The following is an 18,642-nucleotide window of genomic DNA, read 5'->3' as shown; positions in this document are numbered from 1 at the left end:
TTCGTCGTGCGATACACAGGTGCGGCAGGTTTGGGCATCACGCCCATCTATCCCACTCGATTCCCTACGTGAATCCCCAACGTCAGTTTTGCAACAAAGCCGTTCTGATCCGAAATCCGTTTCTCGCGGCCAAGCGCCGGGCTGGTCAGCGAGGAATCGCGGGGATCGCTGTCTTCGTACGAGCCGAGCAGCTTGATCGATAGCCGTTCGCTCGGGCGCCACAACAATGCGGCGCGCCCGCCCCAATCGACCAGCGTGTTCGAATTGTGGACGCCGGTGCCAACATTGTCGAGATAGCCCTCTTCGTGGCGATAGAAGCCAACGGCGCGGAGCGCGAGCTTGTCGGTCACGATCGGGATATTGACCATTAGATTGTAGCGCTACCGAAACGAATCCGACCCGGTGAGGCCAAGATCGGCGAGCCCCGAGGTCGCGAAATGTTTGAGGTCTGGGCTCTTCGTCAGGATGCGCAACGCGCCCGACAGCGACCCCGATCCGAACAGCGTGCCTTGCGGCCCGCGCAGGAATTCCACGCGCTCGACATCGAACAAATTGGGGTCGACCACGGTCGTATTGCCGATCGTCGAGACCGGCAGTTCGTCAATATAGACCGCGACCGAACTCTGGAGATTGGCGTTGTAGCCGTTGGTGGCGATCCCGCGCACCGTGAAGTTGTTGAAATTCTGCGTCGGGCGGTTGAGCACCACGCCCGGCGTTTCGCGCGCCACGCCCTCAAAGCCGACGATACCCTTCTCGGTCAATTGCTCTTGTGAGAAGGCGGTGATGCTGAGCGGCACATCTTGCAGTCGTTCCTTGCGACGGGTTGCCGTGACGACGATGTCGCTGTTTGCGGCGTCCTGTGGCGCGGGGTTATCGGCCGATGATGGCGCGGTTGGCTGAGGCGGCGCATCTTGCGCGTTCGCGGGTGACGTGACGGCGATGATGGCGGCGGCACAGGCCGACGCGAATAGAACGGTTCGCATGTTTTTTCCCTCTCCCACTGCCGACTTTGTTGGCTTCGGCTTGTTCCAAGAATGATACCAGATTATCGTGATGTCAATATTCACTATCGCGTGCGTTAATGTTGATGGCGCAGGCGCAACGGGACCCATATTCTCAGTCGCGAGTCTCTCGGATCCTATGACACGATCGCCCCGCCCCAAGCACCCTGCACGCACGCCTAATACGGACTTACCAAATGCTTCGGACATCATCGACGAGCTGACCGGCGCGCGATCGGTGGCTGGCGGACACAGTCAGGAGCGCGACGTTCCCGGTGGCATCAGCACCTGTCTTTCAGTTGCAACGAGCGCAGTCAGCCAGTCGCTGAACGCGCGGATCGCCGGGAAAAGGCTGGTATCCTGATGCGTTACCAACCAAAAAGACCGGATAATGCGGATCGCGGGTAGGATCGCAACGAGCATGGGATCGGCGTCACCGATGAAGCATGGGAGAATTCCGATTCCAGCCCCGCTCGCAATCATACGGGCTTGCGCGTTGATGCTGGACGATCGCAGGCTTGGCTGCCGGGCCCCGGGAATTTCGTCGAGATACCGCAGTTCCGGCGCGTAGATGATGTCGGGAACGTAGCCGATCATGCGCCGGGTCCGCAGATCGTTGAGGGTCGGGACCGCGCCCTCAGCCTTCAAATAGTCGGCGGACGCATACAGGCGCAGCACATAGTCGGTCAGCTTGCGGGTGCGCAGCGGCCCGCGCCGGGGGCGTGCAAGCAACACCGCAACGTCGGTTTCGCGCCGCGTAGGGTTAAGAAAGCCGCTGCTCGCGACGAGATCGAGGTTGAGCTTGGGATAGGTGTCGGCAAGGCGGCCAAGGTGTCGGCTGACGAACCAAGTGCCAAACCCTTCGGCAACACTGACCCTGACGGTGCCCGCAATCTCGGGTTTGCGGTCAGACGTGATGCGCGTGGCCGCGGCAATCTCTTCCATTGCGGTCGCGCGTTCGAGCAGATCCAGGCCGGCCACCGTCAAAATCTGTCCAGTCGGGCTTTGTTCGAACAGCCGCTGGCCTACCGCCTGCTCAAGGCGTCGCAGCCGTCGGCCGACGGTTGTCGCATCAACACCCAGAATGACCGAGGCGCGTCCGATTTGCTGGGATCGGGCAACTTCCAGAAAAAACGGCAGGTCGCTCCAGTCCATAACCTGCAAATATGCAGGTCGAAGCTGCATGTCCATCGCTTGCGGATTGCGGGTTCGAATGATCTAGCGGACAAATATCAGGAGAGTAACATGCGGATTATCGACCATCACATCGTGGGTCTTTCAGGCGGCGGCGCTGGCCGCACCGGCGACGTGTTCGATCCCAATACCGGTCTGGTGCAGGCGCAGGTCACCCTCGGCACACAAGCCACGCTCGATACTGCCGTTGCTGCCGCGCTGAAGGCACAGCCCGGCTGGGCGGCGACCAATCCGCAGCGCCGCGCGCGTGTGATGGCCGAGTTCAAGCGGTTGGTGGACCTCAATATCGACGAGCTCGCCGAGCTGCTCTCGTCCGAGCACGGTAAGGTGATCGCCGATTCGAAGGGTGATATTCAGCGCGGGCTGGAAGTGATCGAATTCTGCTGCGGCATCCCGCACGTGATGAAGGGCGAATATACCCAGGGAGCCGGCCCCGGCATCGACGTCTATTCGATGCGCCAGCCGCTCGGCATCGGGGCTGGCATCACGCCGTTCAACTTCCCGGCGATGATCCCGCTGTGGATGTCGGGCGTGGCGATTGCCACCGGCAATGCCTTCATCCTGAAACCCAGCGAGCGCGACCCATCGGTGCCGGTGCGCCTCGCCCAGTTGTTCGCTGAAGCCGGCCTGCCCGAGGGCATCCTGCAGGTCGTGCATGGCGACAAGGAAATGGTCGACGCGATCCTCGATCATCCCGAGATCGCGGCGGTCAGCTTCGTCGGCTCGTCCGACATCGCGCATTACGTCTACCGCCGCGGCGTTGCGGCGGGCAAGCGCGTGCAGGCGATGGGCGGCGCCAAGAATCACGGCATCGTCATGCCCGATGCCGATCTCGACCAGGTCGTCGCCGATCTCTCGGGCGCGGCATTCGGCTCGGCTGGCGAGCGTTGCATGGCGCTCCCGGTGGTCGTGCCGGTCGGCGAGAAGACCGCGATCGCCCTGCGTGAAAAACTCCTCCCCGCGATCGCCAAGTTGCGGATCGGCACCTCGACCGACAAGGACGCGGATTACGGCCCGGTCGTCAACGCCGCGCACCGCGCGCGCGTCGAAGGCTGGATCCAGAAGGGTGTCGATGAGGGCGCCGAGCTCGTCGTCGATGGCCGCGGCTTCGCGCTGCAGGGCCATGAGAAGGGCTTCTTTATCGGCCCGTCGCTGTTCGATCACGTCACGACAGCCATGGAATCGTATAAGGAAGAGATTTTCGGACCCGTCCTCCAGATCGTCCGCGCCGACGATTTCGAACATGCGCTGCGCCTGCCGAGCGAGCATCAGTACGGCAATGGCGTCGCGATCTTCACGCGCAACGGCCATGCCGCACGTGAATTTGCGGCGCGCGTCAATGTCGGCATGGTCGGCATCAACGTGCCGATCCCGGTACCGGTCGCCTACCACACCTTCGGCGGGTGGAAGCGCAGCGCGTTCGGCGACACCAACCAGCATGGCATGGAAGGCGTGAAGTTCTGGACCAAGGTCAAGACCGTCACGCAACGCTGGCCGGATGGTGGGGTGGACGACGGCGGTAACGCTTTCGTTATCCCGACGATGGGGTGACGCAGGGCGCGCGAGCCATTCGACCGCACCACGCGCGGGCCTCTCGGGCATTAAGGAAAAAACCATGACACGCATTGCCTTTATCGGCCTCGGCAATATGGGCGGCGGGATGGCCGCGAATCTGGCGAAGGCGGGACATGATGTCCGCGCCTTCGATCTGTCGCCCGAAGCGCTCGCGCGCGCGAAAGCCGCCGGATGCCTCCCCGCCGCCAGCGCTGCCGAGGCGGCGGATGGCGCGGAGGCGATCGTCACGATGCTGCCCGCCGGTACGCATGTCGAGGCGGTCTATACCGACCTATTCGCCGCCAGCGTCGCGCCGTCGGCGATTCTGATCGATTGTTCGACGATCGACGTCGCCACTGCCAAGCGGGTCGCCGAGGCTGCGCGGAACAAGGGCCTAGCCGCCGTGGATGCCCCCGTCTCGGGCGGGATCGGCGCGGCGAATGCCGGCACGCTGACCTTCATGGTCGGCGGCAGCGATGCGGCGTTCAAGCGGGCCGAGCCGATCCTGTCCGCGATGGGCAAGGCGGTGATCCATGCCGGGGCGAACGGCACCGGGCAAGCGGCGAAGATCGCCAACAACATGCTGCTCGGCGCGACGATGGTCGCGACGTGCGAGGCGTTCCTGCTTGCCGAGAAATTGGGGCTCGACGCGCAGACCTTCTACGACATTTCCAGCGTGGCCTCGGGGCAAAGCTGGTCGATGACGAGCTATTGCCCGGTCCCCGGCGTCGGCCCCGACACCCCCGCCGACCATGACTATCAGGGCGGCTTCGCCACGATGCTGATGCTGAAAGACCTCAAACTCGCCGCCGCCGCTGCCGCCGATTCCGGCGCGGATACCCCGATGGGCGCAAAGGCGGCAGACCTCTATCAGCGCTTCGCCGACGAAGGGCAGGGGGGATTGGATTTCTCCGGCATCATCAAAATGCTGCGGCGCTGACCGCTGGAAGACGCACCTCGGGGGTGCGTCTTCCGTCCTGCGTCACGCGGCAGGCAAGGCCCGACAATATTCGCCCAGATAGGCCGCGTGCGCCGGCATTGTCGGCACCCGCGCGACGATCTGCTGTCGCATCGCGACGAGCGCATTGCTGAGCCCGGCGGGATCGAGCAGTCGCGCGACTTGGTGCCATGCCGCGGGTTCGAGCCGCTGGCCGAGCATGACCGACACCCAGGAATCGACGCGAAACAGGTCTTCGCCGGTCTGGTAGGCCGATGCGCCTTCGCGAAAAAGGTCGATCCGCGCGCGCAAACTGTCGGGCACCGCCATATCGCGGCAGCGCCGCCAGAAGGGCGTGTCGTCGCGCTCGGTCAATTTGTAGTGAAGGATGATGAAGTCGCGGATGTGCTCCCATTCCTGTACTGAACGATCGTTGAAGCGCTGTGCCAGTGCGGCGCTGCCCCCGTCGAACGGGAAGAGCTGAATCAGCCGCGTCAGCGCCACCTGGATCAAATGGATGCTGGTCGATTCGAGCGGCTCGATGAACCCGGCGGCAAGGCCGAGCGCGATGCAATTATGCGACCAGGGCTGCGCGCGCATCCCCGTCGCGTATTGGATCGGGCGCGGGTCGAACAGGGGTTTGCCCTCGATATCGGCGAGCAGCCGCGCGCACGCCTCGTCGTCGGACAGGAAAGCGCTGGCATAGACCAGCCCGTTGCCGGTCCGGGTCTGGAGCGGGATGCGCCAGCGCCACCCGTCGCCATGCGCGATCGCGCGGGTATAGGGCACTGGCGGCCCGACCGATTCGGTCTGCACCGCAAGCGCACGGTCGGTGACGATCCATTCGCCCCAGTCTTTGAAATCGACGCCGAGCGTCTGGCCGATCAGCAGCGCGCGAAAGCCAGTGCAATCGACGAACAGGTCGCCCGCAATCCGTTCGCCGCTGTCGAGTTCGAGCGCGGCGATGTCGCCGCTTTCAGGGTCGCGTACCACGTTACAGATCTTGCCTTCGACGCGTCGAACTCCCGCAGGTTCGGCGAGCGAGCGCAGGAACTTGGCGTAGCGCGTCGCATCGACGTGATAGGCGTAGCTGAGCGCGGGATCGCCCGCGGTCGTGAAGCGTCCGTCGAGCGCGGCTTGTTGTTCGAGCGAATAGGCCCCGTACGGCTCGGCCATGTCCGCCGCGCGCGCCTCAAGCCAGAAATGCTGAAAGTCGCCCATCCAGGTCGATCGACCGACCGCGCCGAACGGATGGAAATAGGCGTCGCCATCGCGACCCCAATTCTCGAATGAAATGCCCAGTTTGAAGGTCGCCTGGCTCGCGCGCATGAAGGCGTCTTCGTAAATGCCGAGCAATTGATGAAAGGTCCGCGCGGTCGGGATCGTCGATTCGCCCACGCCGACGGTGCCGATGGCGTCGGATTCGACCAGCGTGATCTCGATCAGCGGCCCCAGGTGCTTGACCAAAGCGGCGGCGGCGAGCCACCCGGCGGTGCCGCCCCCGGCAATGACGACCCGACGGACCGGTGCGCGGCTCATGCGATGTGCTCCCTGGTGCTGATAATTGGATCCGAGGCGTCGGCCGGACCATAAAGAATCGCGACGAGTAGCGCGAGCAGCGCGGCCGCGGCGATCCCGTACAAGGTTGAAAACGAGGTGCCGACCAAGCTGAACGCGACGACGCTCGGCGCCAGCCCCTGCGCCAGCTTGCGGGCGATGTTGGCGAGCGCATAGACGCGCCCGGCATAGCCGATCTCGTCCGCGCGGCCTTCGCAATCGGCGACCGCCGCTGGCACCAGCGACCAGAACATCACCGACATGCCGCACCCCGCGACGATCGCGACGCTGGTCAGCGCAAGAATTGCCGCAACCCCGCCAATTGCCAGCGCGCCGATCGCTGCGACGGCGTTGAGCGCCGCCGCCAGCACGAGCGTATGCCGACGTCCGATCCGCGCGCCCAGCGCCGCCCATAACGGCGTGGTCAGCAATAAGGCGGCGGCGGGGACGAGCGCGATGACGAAACCCAGGCGCAGCGCACCGAGTTCCTCGAACAGGAATAAAAGCGACTTGTTGACGACGGTGACCGCAAGGCCAGCCGTCAGGATCGTCGCGATCAGACGCCGCAGCGGTGCCGACCGGCAGAGCAGCAAGGCCATCGCCCAGGCCACGCGCCACGGCGCAATCCACGCCGCGCGGCCCGCAAGACGCGGCGCGACCACCCGCTCGTGCGTGCCGAAATAACAGATCAGAAACGCCGGGAGTGCCAGTCCCGCGAGCAGCAGCGCGCCGCCCCGGAAGTCGGCACCCGCCGTCGTCACGGGAAGCAAGGCGAAGACCGACGCCGCAACGAGGCCGCCGACCGCCGCGCCTTGCATCCGCGCGCTCGTCAACGCCAGATGATCGCGCGGCGCGGAGGAGAGGCGCGCAGTCATCGCCCCATAGGGGATGTTGCCGACGCCGTAAGCCGCGCGCAGGGCAAGATAGGTCGCGAGCGCGACCATTGGCACCCACGGCGCGCCGCGTGGCAGCGGCGCGAACGCCAGCACCAGCAGCAGCACCGCGATCGGCCCGCCGGTCACGACCCATATCCGAAACGGAATCCGTACCGCGAACCGATCCGCAAGCGTTCCGACCAGCGGGTCGACGATCCAATCGACCCCGGCGCCAATCAGGAAGATCGCCGAGGCGATTTCCGGTGCCAGGCCAAGGCCACGGATATAATAATAGAGCAGATAAAGTTCGGTCGATTGCCACACGAAATTGAAGCCGAGGTCGCCCGCAGCATAACTCCAGCGCTCCCGCCGCGAAATCACGCCCCGCCGGGACCGGCGCTGCGCGGCGCCACCGTTGAATCGCGGATCAACAGCTGATTGTCATGGTGCGAGTGGCGGGCACCCGGGCGCCCCTCCAGTTCGGCAACCAGCATTTCGGTCGCCGCGACCGCCATGTCGAACACCGGTTGCCGCACCGTCGTTAGCCGCGGCCACACGATTCGCGACACTTCCGAATCGTCGAAGCCGGCAACCGACAGGTCGTCCGGCAGCGAGAGCCCGCGCTCGCGCGCCGCCATCATCACGCCTACCGCCATTTCATCATTCTGCGCGAGGATCGCGGTCGGCCGATCGGCGCGATCGAGCAAGCGCGCACCCGCCTCGGTTCCACCCTCAAGCGTGAAATTGCCAGTCTCGATCCAGTCGAGCCGCATTTCGCATCCCGCCGCGCGGAACGCCTGACCATAACCGCTCAGCCGCGCATCGCTGGCGGCATGGCCCGGGTCACCCTTGACGATACCGATGTCACGGTGGCCGAGCGCAAGCAGATGCGCCGCGACCGCGCGCGCTCCGGCGACATCGTCGATGATCGTCGACGCCCCTAATTCGAGTTGTCGCAGCGGCGCGACGCGCGCGAAACGGATTCCTGCGGCCGCGAGCTGCGCCAGGATCACCGGATGGTCCGATGCCGGTGGCGCCAGCACGACGCCGTCGAGCGCGGCGGCGCGAAGCAGGCCGACGACATCATGCGCATTGTCGTGGACCGACCGCACGGGAATGACGATCAGGCGATAGCGCTCACCCAGCAGCGCGTCGAGCACGCCCATTTGCAGTTCGACGACATAACTCGCACTGGGCTTTTCATAGACCAGGCCGATCAGGTGCGACCGGCGACGCACAAGCGACTGAGCGAAGACATTTGGGTGGTAATTGAGCGCGTCGGCGGCTTCGCGCACGCGGCGTTTCACCGCATCGCTGACATGCGGCTCGTCGTTGAACACGCGGGACACCGTCTTGGCGGAGACCCCGGCATGGCGGCCGACATCGACGATCGTCGTTCGTCTGACGTCGCTGGACAGGGTCGGTCTCCTCGATATTGGCCCGGCGAAATGCCGTCATCCCCGATGGACAACGATGTCAGCAATCTTGTCAAGAGCGAGGGCGGACGTAACTGCTTTCCACGTTTTCAGGGGTTTTTCGATTCATCGAAAAAGACACGCGAATTGAATTGACAACGTAGGACAAAATGGTAACGCTCCCATTATCGCGAGGACTCAGGGGTTCATCGCGAGCCAGCGACATAGGTTCGCGGTACAGGAGGGGAACGTCATGAAGGGTTTAAGCCTGCCGAGCACGCTCGCGCGCACTACATCGACCATCGCACTTGCCATCGGGCTGGTATTACCGGCGGCGGCGTTCGCGCAGACCGCACCGGCCGCGCCGCAAGACCCGGCGACCGCACCAGGCGACGATATCGTCGTTACCGGTATCCGCGCCTCGCTCGAACGGTCGATCGCGATCAAACGCAACTCGACCGGAATCGTCGATGCGATTTCGGCGGAAGACATTGGCAAATTCCCCGATACCAACCTCGCTGAATCCTTGCAGCGCATCACTGGCGTGTCGATCAGCCGCCGCAATGGCGAGGGCGCCGATGTCACGGTGCGCGGCTTTGGCTCGCAATATAACCTTGTCACGCTCAACGGACGGCAACTCGCCGCGACGACGCAGACCACGGTCGGCGGCGACGAGAACGCTGATTTCAATCGCAACACCAGCCGCTCGTTCGATTTCTCCAATCTTGCGTCGGAGGGCGTGCGCACGCTCGAAGTCTATAAGACCAGCCGGGCGGCGGTTCCCTCGGGCGGCATTGGGGCGTCGATCAATATCGTCACGCGGCGTCCACTCGACGTAAAGGATGCGGGCTTCACCGGAACGATCGGTGCCAAGGCGGTGTATGACATGAGCACCGACGATTGCGTGAGCTGCGGCGCGCACGTCACCCCCGAGGTGTCGGGTCTCGCCAGCTGGAGCAACCCTGATCAGACGATCGGCGTTTCGCTCTTTGGCAGTTACCAGAAGCGCAACTTCACCAACATCAACGCGACCGTCAACGGCTGGAACATCACCACCCTGGCGCAGTTCCTCGATCCCAACAGCGGCAACGTCAATGCCGCAACCCGCATCACCAACGCGCCGACCAACCCCAACACGCTGGTCGGGCGTCCGAACGATTTCCGCTACCACTTCGGTGAAGGGACGCGCGAGCGCCTCAATGGCCAGGCTGTGCTGCAATTCAAGCCGACCGACACGCTCGATATCAGCGTCGACGGTCTGTATGCGCGCAACAAGCAGTCCGAGCGTCGCTCGGACGAGGCGAATTGGTTCAACCGTCCGTTCGATGTCGTGACCTTCGACAGCGGCAATTCGGTCGCTACTCCGATTTACCTGCATGAAACGATCACCGGGGCGAGCAAGGACGCGGGGTTCGAACAGCAATATCGTGCGCAGAAAACTGAGCTTTACGATATCGGTGTCAACGTCAAATGGGACGTGACCGACACATTCCGGCTGGCGCTCGACGGTCATATCGGCAAGTCGAACAGCACGCCGGACAATCCCAACGGGATGAGCTCGACGCTGGTCGCGATCAGCTCGCCGACACTCGCGCAGCATTCGGTCGATTATAGTGCTGGCTTTCCCGTTCAGACCGTGCAGTTTCTCGATCCCGTCGGCAGCAAGGGTAATGCCAACGGTACGCTCGACGTCGGCGATCTGGGGAGCCAGGTCGGGCGGCAGGTCGCAACGACGCAAAGCCAGCGTATCAAGGAAATTCGGCTCGACGCCGGGTGGGATTTGGGCGCAGGCAGCCGGTTCGATTTCGGCGGCGACTATCGCACCACGGATACGCGGGCAACGCACACAAGCTATTACCAGACGCTTGGCGACTGGGGCAATGCCAGACCGCGCGACGTCAATGCGATCGCCCCCGGCGTCGTACAAGCGTTCTGCCTGGTGTGTCGCTTCCACGACAATGACACCAAGTCGACGGGCGACGCGCTGACCGCGTTCCGCGCGCAGGATGCGACGCTGCTCTACAACAAGCTCTCCACCGCCTATACCGCGCTCGGCAACGCCAATGCGGTCAACGGATTTGCGGACGATCGCATCAAGGAAGACATTTTCGCGGGCTTCGCGCAGGTCACCTGGAAGGGCCAGATCGCCGGCCATGACGCGAGCCTTGTGGCTGGCGTGCGGTACGAGAACACCAAGGTGAAGGCGGTGTCGCTGGTCGCGGTGCCGAGCCAGATTCGCTGGCAGTCCGACAATGATTTCACCGCCGACATTCCGTTCACTCGGATCGACACCTATTCCGGCAGCGGCAGCTACGATAACATTCTCCCAGGTATGGATTTCCAGTTCAACCTGAAGTCCAACCTAATCGGCCGCTTCTCGTTCGGGCGGACGCTGTCGCGGCCACGCTTTGGCGATCTGTTCTCGGCGATCAGCGTCGGGGTTCCGACCGACGCGACCGCCGTCGGCGGGCAGATCAGCGGCAACCAAGGAAATCCGAACTTGCGACCGCTGACGTCGGATAATCTCGATCTGTCGCTGGAATGGTATTTCAAGCGCGATAGCTATCTTTCGATCGGCCTGTTCGACAAACGCGTGCATAATTTCATTGGCAATTCGATCGTGCAGCAAAGCGTCTTTGGTCTGCGCGATCCGAGTTCGGGCGTTGCCGGCAGCCGCTCAGGCACCGCAAGGACAGTGCTGCAGGGCTTGGGTGCCGATATCAGCGACGTCAATCTGTTCACCTACACCGCTTTGCTGCAACAGCTCGGTAGCGTGGCGGCGGCAACGGCGCAGTTCAACGCCAATTACAACACGGCGACGCGCGCGCTCAATCAGCAGTTCGTCGACACGACGCTCGCCGCGGTCGATATCATCGCCAATGCCAACGATCCGCTGTTCAACGTCAACGTCAACACACCAACCAATAACAAAGATGCCGAGATTTACGGCTTCGAAATCGCCGGCCAATATTTCTTTGGTAACACCGGTATCGGTATCTCGGCCGCATATACGTTGGTGCGCGGTAATATCGGAATCGATGTTGCGGCACCCACCAACGTCGATCAGTTTGCGCTGGTGGGGCTGAGCGACACTGCGAACGCCACGCTGATCTATGACAAATATGGCATATCGGCACGGCTCAGCTACAATTACCGCGCAAAATTCCTGTCGGCGGTCAATCGAGACAGCTTCCACAGCCCCGAATTCACCGCGCCCTACAGCCAGGTGGACATGAACATCTCCTACGACATCACGCCGCACATCGCGGTGTCGTTCGAGGCGATCAACCTCAACAAGGAAGGCGTGAGGACCTATGGTCGCTCGCCCAACCAGATCTGGTTGGTGCAGGAAGGGCAGCGGCGCTTCCTGTTCGGGGCCCGCTATCGCTTCTGAGCTGCGGGGGGTGCATCGGATCCGGCGCGTCCGGCAAAAAGGGGGGAAGGGCCGCGCTGCGTCGCGGCCCTTGTTCGCGGCGCGATCTAGCGCGGCACGCGTCCCGCTTGTGTCCGCCAGCGCGCGATCGCATGCTGGTCGCGCCAATCCTCCCGCGCGGGACGATGCTATCGGAGAGTGCGCGCCCATGACGCTCGTCATGCTCAACAATGTCGATCATCACGACCTGCGCGTCCTGCTCGATCGCGGCGCGGCGTGGGGCGATACGGCGAATCAGATTGCCGTGTTGCCGACCGAATTCGCCGCGGTGGCGCGCGATTTCCCGATCGTGTTGCGCAAGGACGCGTCGGGCGCGTTCGAAGCGATCGCGCTGCTCGGCCTCGACCAGGGCGAGAATTTGTTCCTCGACGGCGATCACTGGACCACGCGGCATGTCCCGATGCTGCTTGCCCGCGGCCCGTTCTCGATCGGGGTGCATGTCCGCGAGAATGGCGAGCGCGAGCCGATGGTGCATGTCGATCTCGCCGATCCGCGCGTCTCACGCGAGCGCGGCGTGCCGCTGTTCCAATCGCATGGCGGCAACAGCGCCGTGCTCGACCGGATGACCGATGTGCTGCGCGCGCTCCATATCGGGCATGACGTGCAAGCGCCGATGTTCGCGGCCTTCGCCGAGGCCGGTCTGATCGAGCCGGTGCGGCTCGAAATCCAGATCGACGAGACGCTGCGCTACGATCTGGTCGATTTCTACACGATCGGTGCCGCCGCACTCGATAATCTCGGCGGCGCGACGCTCGAACGGCTCAACCGCGCGGGATTCTTGTCGCTGGCCTTCGCGGTGGCCGGCTCGATCGGCAACATAGAACGGCTGATTGCGCTTAAGCGTCTCAAGCGCGGGGCGGCCTGAACCATGCTCGCCATCCACCGCCGCACGCCCACAATCGCCCTCGCCGCCGCGCTGACCGACCCCGATTCACTGCTCAACGCGTCCGAGCCGGTCGTCGTGCGGGGTCTGGTCGCGGACTGGCCATTGGTACGGGCCGGCCGGGAAGGCGCTGCTGCGCTGCTCGCCTATATCGCGCGCTTCGATGCGGGCCTGCCGGTAACGGGCTACACCGCACCACCGGAAGTCGGCGGACGGTTTTTCTATGATGCCGCGATGACGGGTTTCAACTTCGCGCGCGAGCGGGTTAGCTTGCGCGCCTATCTCGAACGGATCGCGGCGGATTGCAATAATCCATCCGCCCCGGCTTACTATCTCGGCTCGACCGATCTCGCGGAATTCCTGCCCGGTTTGGCCAATGCTAATCCGATGCCGCTTGCCGGGACGATGCTGAGCGCGCACCCGCCGCTTGCCAGCTTCTGGGTCGGCACGCGCACGACCGCGTCGGCGCATTGGGACATGTCGAACAATATCGCGGTGTGCGCCGCCGGACGTCGCCGCTTCACGCTCTTCCCGCCCGATCAGGTCCACAATCTGTACCCCGGACCGCTCGAGCCGACGCCGGGTGGCCAGGTTGTCAGCATGGTCGATTTCGCGGCCCCGGATCCGGAGCGCTATCCCCGATTCGCCGATGCGGTTGCGGCGGCACAAGTCGCCGAGCTCGAACCGGGCGATGTCCTGATCTACCCGGCCTTGTGGTGGCATCATGTCGAGGCGCTGGGTTCCGTGAACGTGCTGGTCAATTATTGGTGGAACGACGCACCAGCGCAGGCCGACCCGCCGATGACGACGTTGCTCCATGCGCTGCTGTCGCTGCGCGACCGGCCGCTTGCCGAAAAGCAGGCGTGGCGCGAACTGTTCGATTTTTATGTGTTCGGGCCGGCGGATCGGGCGGCTGCGCATTTGCCGCCACATGCGCGTGGCGCGCTCGATCCGCTCGATCCGGCCGGCGCGCGCCGACTTCGCGCAAATGTGCTTCAGCGGCTGAACCGGTAAAATAGGATGGCGCGTCGGCCTTGCGGCGCTGCAATTGACAACGTTGACAGTAACTACGGAGACGACAATGGATCGGCGGGATTTTATAAGGAACGGTGTGCTCGGCGCGGCGCTGGTCGGTCATGCAAGCGGCGCGCTGGCGGCAACCAGGCCCAAGCCGCGCGTAGGTCCGCTGTCGTTTCCCGACGGCTTTGTGTGGGGCTGTGCCACAGCATCGTATCAAATCGAAGGCGCGGTGAAGGAGGACGGGCGCGGCGAAACCAATTGGGACGTGTTTTCGCATACGCCGGGGTGCGTCGCCAATGGCGACACCGGCGACACCGCATGCGACAGCTATCACCGCTATGGGGAAGATATCGCGCTGCTCAAGCAATTGGGCGTCAAGGCCTATCGGCTGTCGATTGCCTGGTCGCGCATTTTCCCGGAGGGGCGCGGAACGCCCAACGCGAAGGGCGTGGACTATTATAACCGCGTGATCGACGCGCTGCTCGCGGCGGGGATCACGCCCTATGTAACGACGTTCCATTGGGATCTGCCCCAAGCGCTCCCCGGCGGGTGGCAATCGCGCGACACTGCGCTCGCCTTTGCCGATTATGCCGGGTTCATCGCCGGCAAGCTGTCCGACCGGGTCACGCATTTCATCACCGTCAACGAACTCCGCTGTTTCACCGATCTGGGGCATCAGGACGGGAAGCATGCGCCGGGCCTGCGGCTCGACGCAAGATCGGTGAACCAGGTGCGGCACCACGGCGTGCTCGCCCATGGTCTCGGCGTTCAGGCGATCCGGGCGCACGCGCGATCCGGAACGCAGATCGGTATCGCCGATAATAGCAATTTCTACGTGCCCGTGATCGAGACGCCCGAGCATATCGCCGCTGCCAAGGTGGCGGTGCGGGAAGAAAATGCGATGTTCCTCACCGCGATCATGGAGGGGCGCTACACCGAACGCTATCTTACGAGCATCGGTGCCGATGCGCCCAAAATCGCCAGCGGCGACATGGCGGCGATCGGCAGTCCGCTCGATTTCGTCGCGCTCAACGTTTACGCGCCGAACTACGTCAAGGCGTCGGCCTCTCCCGCAGGATATGAGGTGCTGCCGCACCTCAAGAGCTCGCCGCGCATGGCGTCGCCATGGCTGTATGTCGGGCCCGAAGTCGCCTATTGGGCGGTGCGAACCGTGAGCGAACTGTGGAAGCCCAAGGCGCTCTACATTTCCGAAAACGGCACTTCGGCCGACGATCCGGTCGTCAACGGCCATGTCGATGATGCCGATCGAATCATGTATCTGCGCAATTACCTCACCGAATTTCAGCGCGCGACCGAGGAAGGCTATCCGCTCAAAGGGTATTTCCTGTGGAGCCTGATGGACAATTTCGAATGGGCCGACGGCTATACGCTGCGCTTTGGCCTGCACCATGTCGACTTCGTTACCCAGAAACGCACGCCCAAGCTGAGCGCGGCGTGGTATCGTGAGCTGATCCGCAGGAATACGCTGGTTTAGGGGCGGGCTGCAGGCGATCGCTGAGTCGCGGATCATCACGGCGAGGGCGCGACCGTGCGTTCGAACGGCACGGCAGGCAAATCGTCTGCGCCGTAGAGATTCACGTACGGCGCATCGGCCCAGGCATAGCGAACGCGCGTCACCTCTGCGGTATTCGCTCCGGCAAGGACGACCGTGTCGCCGTCGACCGTCCCAGCGCGGAAACGGCATTGCCGCGCCGTGCACGCTTCAAAGCCGATCGCCACATCGGCGCTATAGGTACGCAGGCCATTCCCGACGGCACGGAAGCGGATGACCAGATCGGGCCCGCGCCGCTCGACCGAGACCGCCTCGGGACCGGCTGCGTCACCGCGCGCACCATAAGCTACGACGCGGGCCGCGCGCGCCAAGCGTTCGCCCACCACCGTTTTCTGCGTCGGGTGGATATCGGCACGGTCCCCGACGTCGATCGTCACCGCTAGCCCGGCATGGGGGTCGGCGCGCACGACCTTGGCTTGCACATCGCGCAGTTCGGCCCATCCCGATTCACTGGGGACGGTCGCGACCGAACCGTAGGACGACAGTTGCGCGACGACGAACGGCAAATCGGGCTGGCCGAACGTCTTGCGCCAGTCCGCCATTAGCAGTGGGAGCAGGCTGCGATATTCCGCCGCTTGGCCCATATTGGCCTCCCCCTGATACCAGGCGACGAGCTTCAGCCCGTAGCCGCCAAGCGGTGCGATCATGCCGTTATACAGCGTGGACAGGCTGGTCGGCACATCCCACGGCGACGGCGTGACCGACAGGCCGCGCGACCGCATTCCGACACGGTAACGCCACGTCGGATCGAGCGGGACTAACGCCCCGGAAACGAGGCGTACTCCACGATTTTGCGGCAGGCCGGTCAGCCCGCCATCACTGCCGCCACCCAATACGCGCACGACGATCGTGTTGCGCCCGGCTTTCAGAGTCCCCGCCGGGATCAGGTAATCGCGCCACACCCACGCCGTCGCCCCGCCGCCGACACGCGCACCGTTGATCCAGGCGCTGTCATCGGTATCGATCGGCCCAAGCTGTAACGCGGTTGCGGACCGGGCCTGCGCTTCGGTGAGCGTGACTGTCGTGCGGAACCAGACGACCCCGTCAAGCCCGCTGAGCGGCGCAAGCCCCGCGTCTTTCCACGATCCGCGCGGGCCGATCGTGTCCCAGCCCGTATCGTCATAGTCGGGGGCGATCCAGGCGCGCTGCGGCTTAGCCTGCGGATCGTGCGCATCCCACCACGCCTCCACCCGCTTTCCGTCGGCGGCCAGCCCTGCTGCCGGATCGGCGGCATACAGCGCGAGCGCAGCGACGCCACCCGCATAGGCCCTTTGCGCCCGCAACGCTGGACCGCTGGTCCAGCTTTGGATCGTAGTGCCGCCCCAATCGGAAGCGATGAACCCCACCGGCACATGCTGCGACACCTGTAGCGACCGCGCCATATAGTAACATACCGCCGACGCCTCGCCGACCGTATCGGCTGTGACCGGCTTCCAGGTAACCGGGGTGTTCAAATCGGTGCGCGGCGCGGGCGCATTGTCCTTTCCGATTGTCACGAAGCGAAGATCGCGATTGTCGACGTCCTTCAGGCCGCCCCACGCACCGGTCGACAGCCGGGCTGGAAATTCCATATTCGATTGTCCGCCGCACAGATAGACATCGCCGACCGCAATGTCGTCGAGCGTGGCGGTCTGCAGGCCCGCCGTCGCGACCAGTCGGTAAGGCCCGCCCGCCGCCAGCGCCGGCAAGGCGACACGCCAATGCCCGTCGTGATCGGCGATGGCGGTCGCCGATCGATCGGCAAGCGTCACCTTCACCGCCGTCCCCTTCGCCGCACTGCCCCAAATCGCGATTGGTCGATCGCGCTGGATCACGGCGTGGTCGGTAAAGATCCGCGCGACCGCCAGACGATCGGGAGCCGCCGCAAACACCGCCCCCGGCAAGACTCCGGCGACACAGGCCAGGCTGACGATCCGCTTCGATACCATCGCGCAATCTCCCCCGTCATATGGTCGCTCGGTTGCGACACTGTTGTCTTGACAGCGCATTCTAAGCGCATGATGGTAGCGCTATCAAGAAAAATGGCTCTGACGAGGTCGGATGCAGGGGGAGAGGATGGCGGGGTTCGACGCAGTACCGGTGGACTGGCGCTCGGGCCGTTTTCTCGGACGGGTCGCGACAGCTGCGGGACCGTCACCGATTCTGATCGATCAGGGTGTCGTTTACGACATGGCGGAGGTCGCCCCGACGGTCTCGATGCTCGTACAAAACAAGGCCCTTAGCGCGCGCGGGGGCAAGCTGCTGGGAGATCTTGCGGACCTCGCTGTCGGGGCGGGCGACGATGCGCAATACCGTCTGCTGAGCCCGATCGATCTGCAATGCGTCAAGGCGGCCGGGGTCACCTTTGCGGTCTCGGCGCTCGAACGCGTGATCGAGGAGCGCGCGCGGGGCGATGCGGGAGCTGCCGCCGCCGTGCGCGACCGGCTCGAGGGGGCAATCGGCGGTGGCTTGCACGCCGTCGTGCCCGGGTCGGCCGAAGCGGTGACGCTCAAGGCGACGCTGATCGCCGATGGGATGTGGTCGCAATATCTCGAAGTGGCGATCGGGCCGGACGCGGAGATTTTCACCAAGGCTCCGGTTCTTTCGACGTTGGGAACAGGCGCGGATATCGGCGTGCGGTCCGATTCGACCTGGAACAACCCCGAGCCGGAGGTCGTGCTGCTGGCCGATGCGGCGGGCAGAGCGGTTGGCGCGATGCTGGGTAATGACGTCAATTTGCGCGATTTCGAGGGGCGCTCGGCGCTGCTGCTGAGCAAGGCGAAGGACAATAACGCCTCCTGCGCGCTCGGTCCCTTTGTACGGCTGTTCGACGATGCTTTCACGATGGACGACGTTCGCCGCGCCGAGGTCTCGCTGCGGATCGAAGGCATGGACGGCTATGTGCTGACAGGCGTCAGCTCGATGGCGCAGATCAGCCGCGATCCCGAAGAATTGCTGCGCCAGACGATGAGCGAACATCAGTACCCGGACGGCTTCGTGCTGTTCCTCGGAACCCTGTTCGCGCCAACGCAGGATCGCGATGCGCCGGGTCGCGGTTTTACGCATAAGCCGGGCGACTTGGTCACGATTGCGAGCGCGCGTCTCGGCCGCCTGTCCAACCGCGTGACGACGTCGAAGGCGGCGCCGCCCTGGTCCTTCGGGATCGCGGACTTGATGGCCAATCTCGCCCGCCGCGGTTTGCTCGCGTGAGCGCGCACTCA

General features: G+C 64.2%; 14 protein-coding genes. 7 read left to right on the top strand and 7 right to left on the bottom strand.

The window, feature by feature from the left end; translation table 11 throughout:
• Positions 1–47 precede the first annotated feature (47 nt).
• The 3 genes from IEV62_RS18220 to IEV62_RS06035 all read right to left on the bottom strand — a co-directional run bounded on the left by IEV62_RS18220 (position 48) and on the right by IEV62_RS06035 (position 2,192).
• Positions 48–368 carry a hypothetical protein gene (locus IEV62_RS18220; protein ID WP_229732849.1) on the bottom strand — a complete coding sequence of 107 codons (321 nt, stop codon included), beginning with the start codon at positions 366–368 and terminating at the stop codon, positions 48–50.
• 12 nt (positions 369–380) lie between these two features.
• Positions 381–983 carry a TonB-dependent receptor plug domain-containing protein gene (locus IEV62_RS18215; RefSeq protein ID WP_229732848.1) on the bottom strand — a complete coding sequence of 201 codons (603 nt, stop codon included), beginning with the start codon at positions 981–983 and terminating at the stop codon, positions 381–383.
• Between the two features lie 273 nt (positions 984–1,256).
• A complete protein-coding gene (locus IEV62_RS06035) occupies positions 1,257–2,192 on the bottom strand; it encodes a LysR family transcriptional regulator (protein ID WP_229732847.1) in 936 nt (311 codons plus the stop codon).
• Between the two features lie 54 nt (positions 2,193–2,246).
• On the opposite strand from IEV62_RS06035, the gene IEV62_RS06030 reads away from it, so the two are divergent.
• Together IEV62_RS06030 and mmsB are read left to right on the top strand one after the other, a co-directional pair.
• On the top strand, positions 2,247–3,746 hold the full coding sequence (locus IEV62_RS06030; RefSeq protein WP_188445961.1) for a CoA-acylating methylmalonate-semialdehyde dehydrogenase: 1,500 nt from the start codon (positions 2,247–2,249) through the stop codon (positions 3,744–3,746).
• Positions 3,694–4,689, top strand: coding sequence for a 3-hydroxyisobutyrate dehydrogenase (gene mmsB / locus IEV62_RS06025; RefSeq protein ID WP_188445960.1), 996 nt, complete (start codon positions 3,694–3,696; stop codon positions 4,687–4,689). Before IEV62_RS06030 ends, mmsB begins: the two co-directional genes overlap by 53 nt.
• Before the next feature lie 42 nt (positions 4,690–4,731).
• Here the strand turns inward: mmsB and IEV62_RS06020 are convergent, their stop codons facing one another.
• From IEV62_RS06020 to IEV62_RS06010, 3 genes are read right to left on the bottom strand one after another with little or no spacing between them, the layout of a single operon-like run.
• Complete coding sequence (locus IEV62_RS06020) at positions 4,732–6,225, bottom strand: tryptophan halogenase family protein (protein WP_188445959.1); 1,494 nt, start codon at positions 6,223–6,225, stop codon at positions 4,732–4,734.
• Positions 6,222–7,499 (bottom strand): MFS transporter, encoded by a 1,278-nt coding sequence (locus IEV62_RS06015; RefSeq protein WP_188445958.1) that lies wholly within the window; start codon positions 7,497–7,499, stop codon positions 6,222–6,224. Before IEV62_RS06015 ends, IEV62_RS06020 begins: the two co-directional genes overlap by 4 nt.
• A complete protein-coding gene (locus IEV62_RS06010) occupies positions 7,496–8,509 on the bottom strand; it encodes a LacI family DNA-binding transcriptional regulator (protein ID WP_268234232.1) in 1,014 nt (337 codons plus the stop codon). Before IEV62_RS06010 ends, IEV62_RS06015 begins: the two co-directional genes overlap by 4 nt.
• Positions 8,510–8,786: 277 nt before the next feature.
• Here IEV62_RS06010 and IEV62_RS06005 point away from each other — a divergent pair, with 277 nt between their 5' ends.
• The 4 genes from IEV62_RS06005 (at position 8,787) to IEV62_RS05990 (ending at position 15,364) form a co-directional block, all read left to right on the top strand.
• On the top strand, positions 8,787–11,927 hold the full coding sequence (locus IEV62_RS06005) for a TonB-dependent receptor (RefSeq protein WP_188445957.1): 3,141 nt from the start codon (positions 8,787–8,789) through the stop codon (positions 11,925–11,927).
• Between the two features lie 187 nt (positions 11,928–12,114).
• Positions 12,115–12,831 (top strand): SapC family protein, encoded by a 717-nt coding sequence (locus IEV62_RS06000; RefSeq protein WP_188445956.1) that lies wholly within the window; start codon positions 12,115–12,117, stop codon positions 12,829–12,831.
• Between the two features lie 3 nt (positions 12,832–12,834).
• On the top strand, positions 12,835–13,863 hold the full coding sequence (locus IEV62_RS05995; protein ID WP_188445955.1) for a cupin-like domain-containing protein: 1,029 nt from the start codon (positions 12,835–12,837) through the stop codon (positions 13,861–13,863).
• 67 nt (positions 13,864–13,930) lie between these two features.
• Positions 13,931–15,364 carry a GH1 family beta-glucosidase gene (locus tag IEV62_RS05990; protein ID WP_188445954.1) on the top strand — a complete coding sequence of 478 codons (1,434 nt, stop codon included), beginning with the start codon at positions 13,931–13,933 and terminating at the stop codon, positions 15,362–15,364.
• A 35-nt stretch (positions 15,365–15,399) separates the two neighbouring features.
• On the opposite strand, the gene IEV62_RS05985 is transcribed toward IEV62_RS05990, so the two are convergent.
• Positions 15,400–17,370, bottom strand: coding sequence for a sialate O-acetylesterase (locus IEV62_RS05985; RefSeq protein WP_188445953.1), 1,971 nt, complete (start codon positions 17,368–17,370; stop codon positions 15,400–15,402).
• Positions 17,371–17,482: 112 nt separating this feature from the next.
• Here IEV62_RS05985 and IEV62_RS05980 point away from each other — a divergent pair, with 112 nt between their 5' ends.
• Positions 17,483–18,631, top strand: a complete 1,149-nt coding sequence (locus IEV62_RS05980) for a fumarylacetoacetate hydrolase family protein (protein ID WP_188445952.1) — start codon at positions 17,483–17,485, stop codon at positions 18,629–18,631.
• Positions 18,632–18,642: the final 11 nt, after the last annotated feature.

It is taken from the genome of Sphingomonas psychrolutea (assembly GCF_014636175.1).
In the GTDB taxonomy this organism is placed as follows: domain Bacteria; phylum Pseudomonadota; class Alphaproteobacteria; order Sphingomonadales; family Sphingomonadaceae; genus Sphingomonas; species Sphingomonas psychrolutea.
Note: the sequence above shows the minus strand (reverse complement) of the source record. Positions and strands in the feature narration are given on the sequence as shown.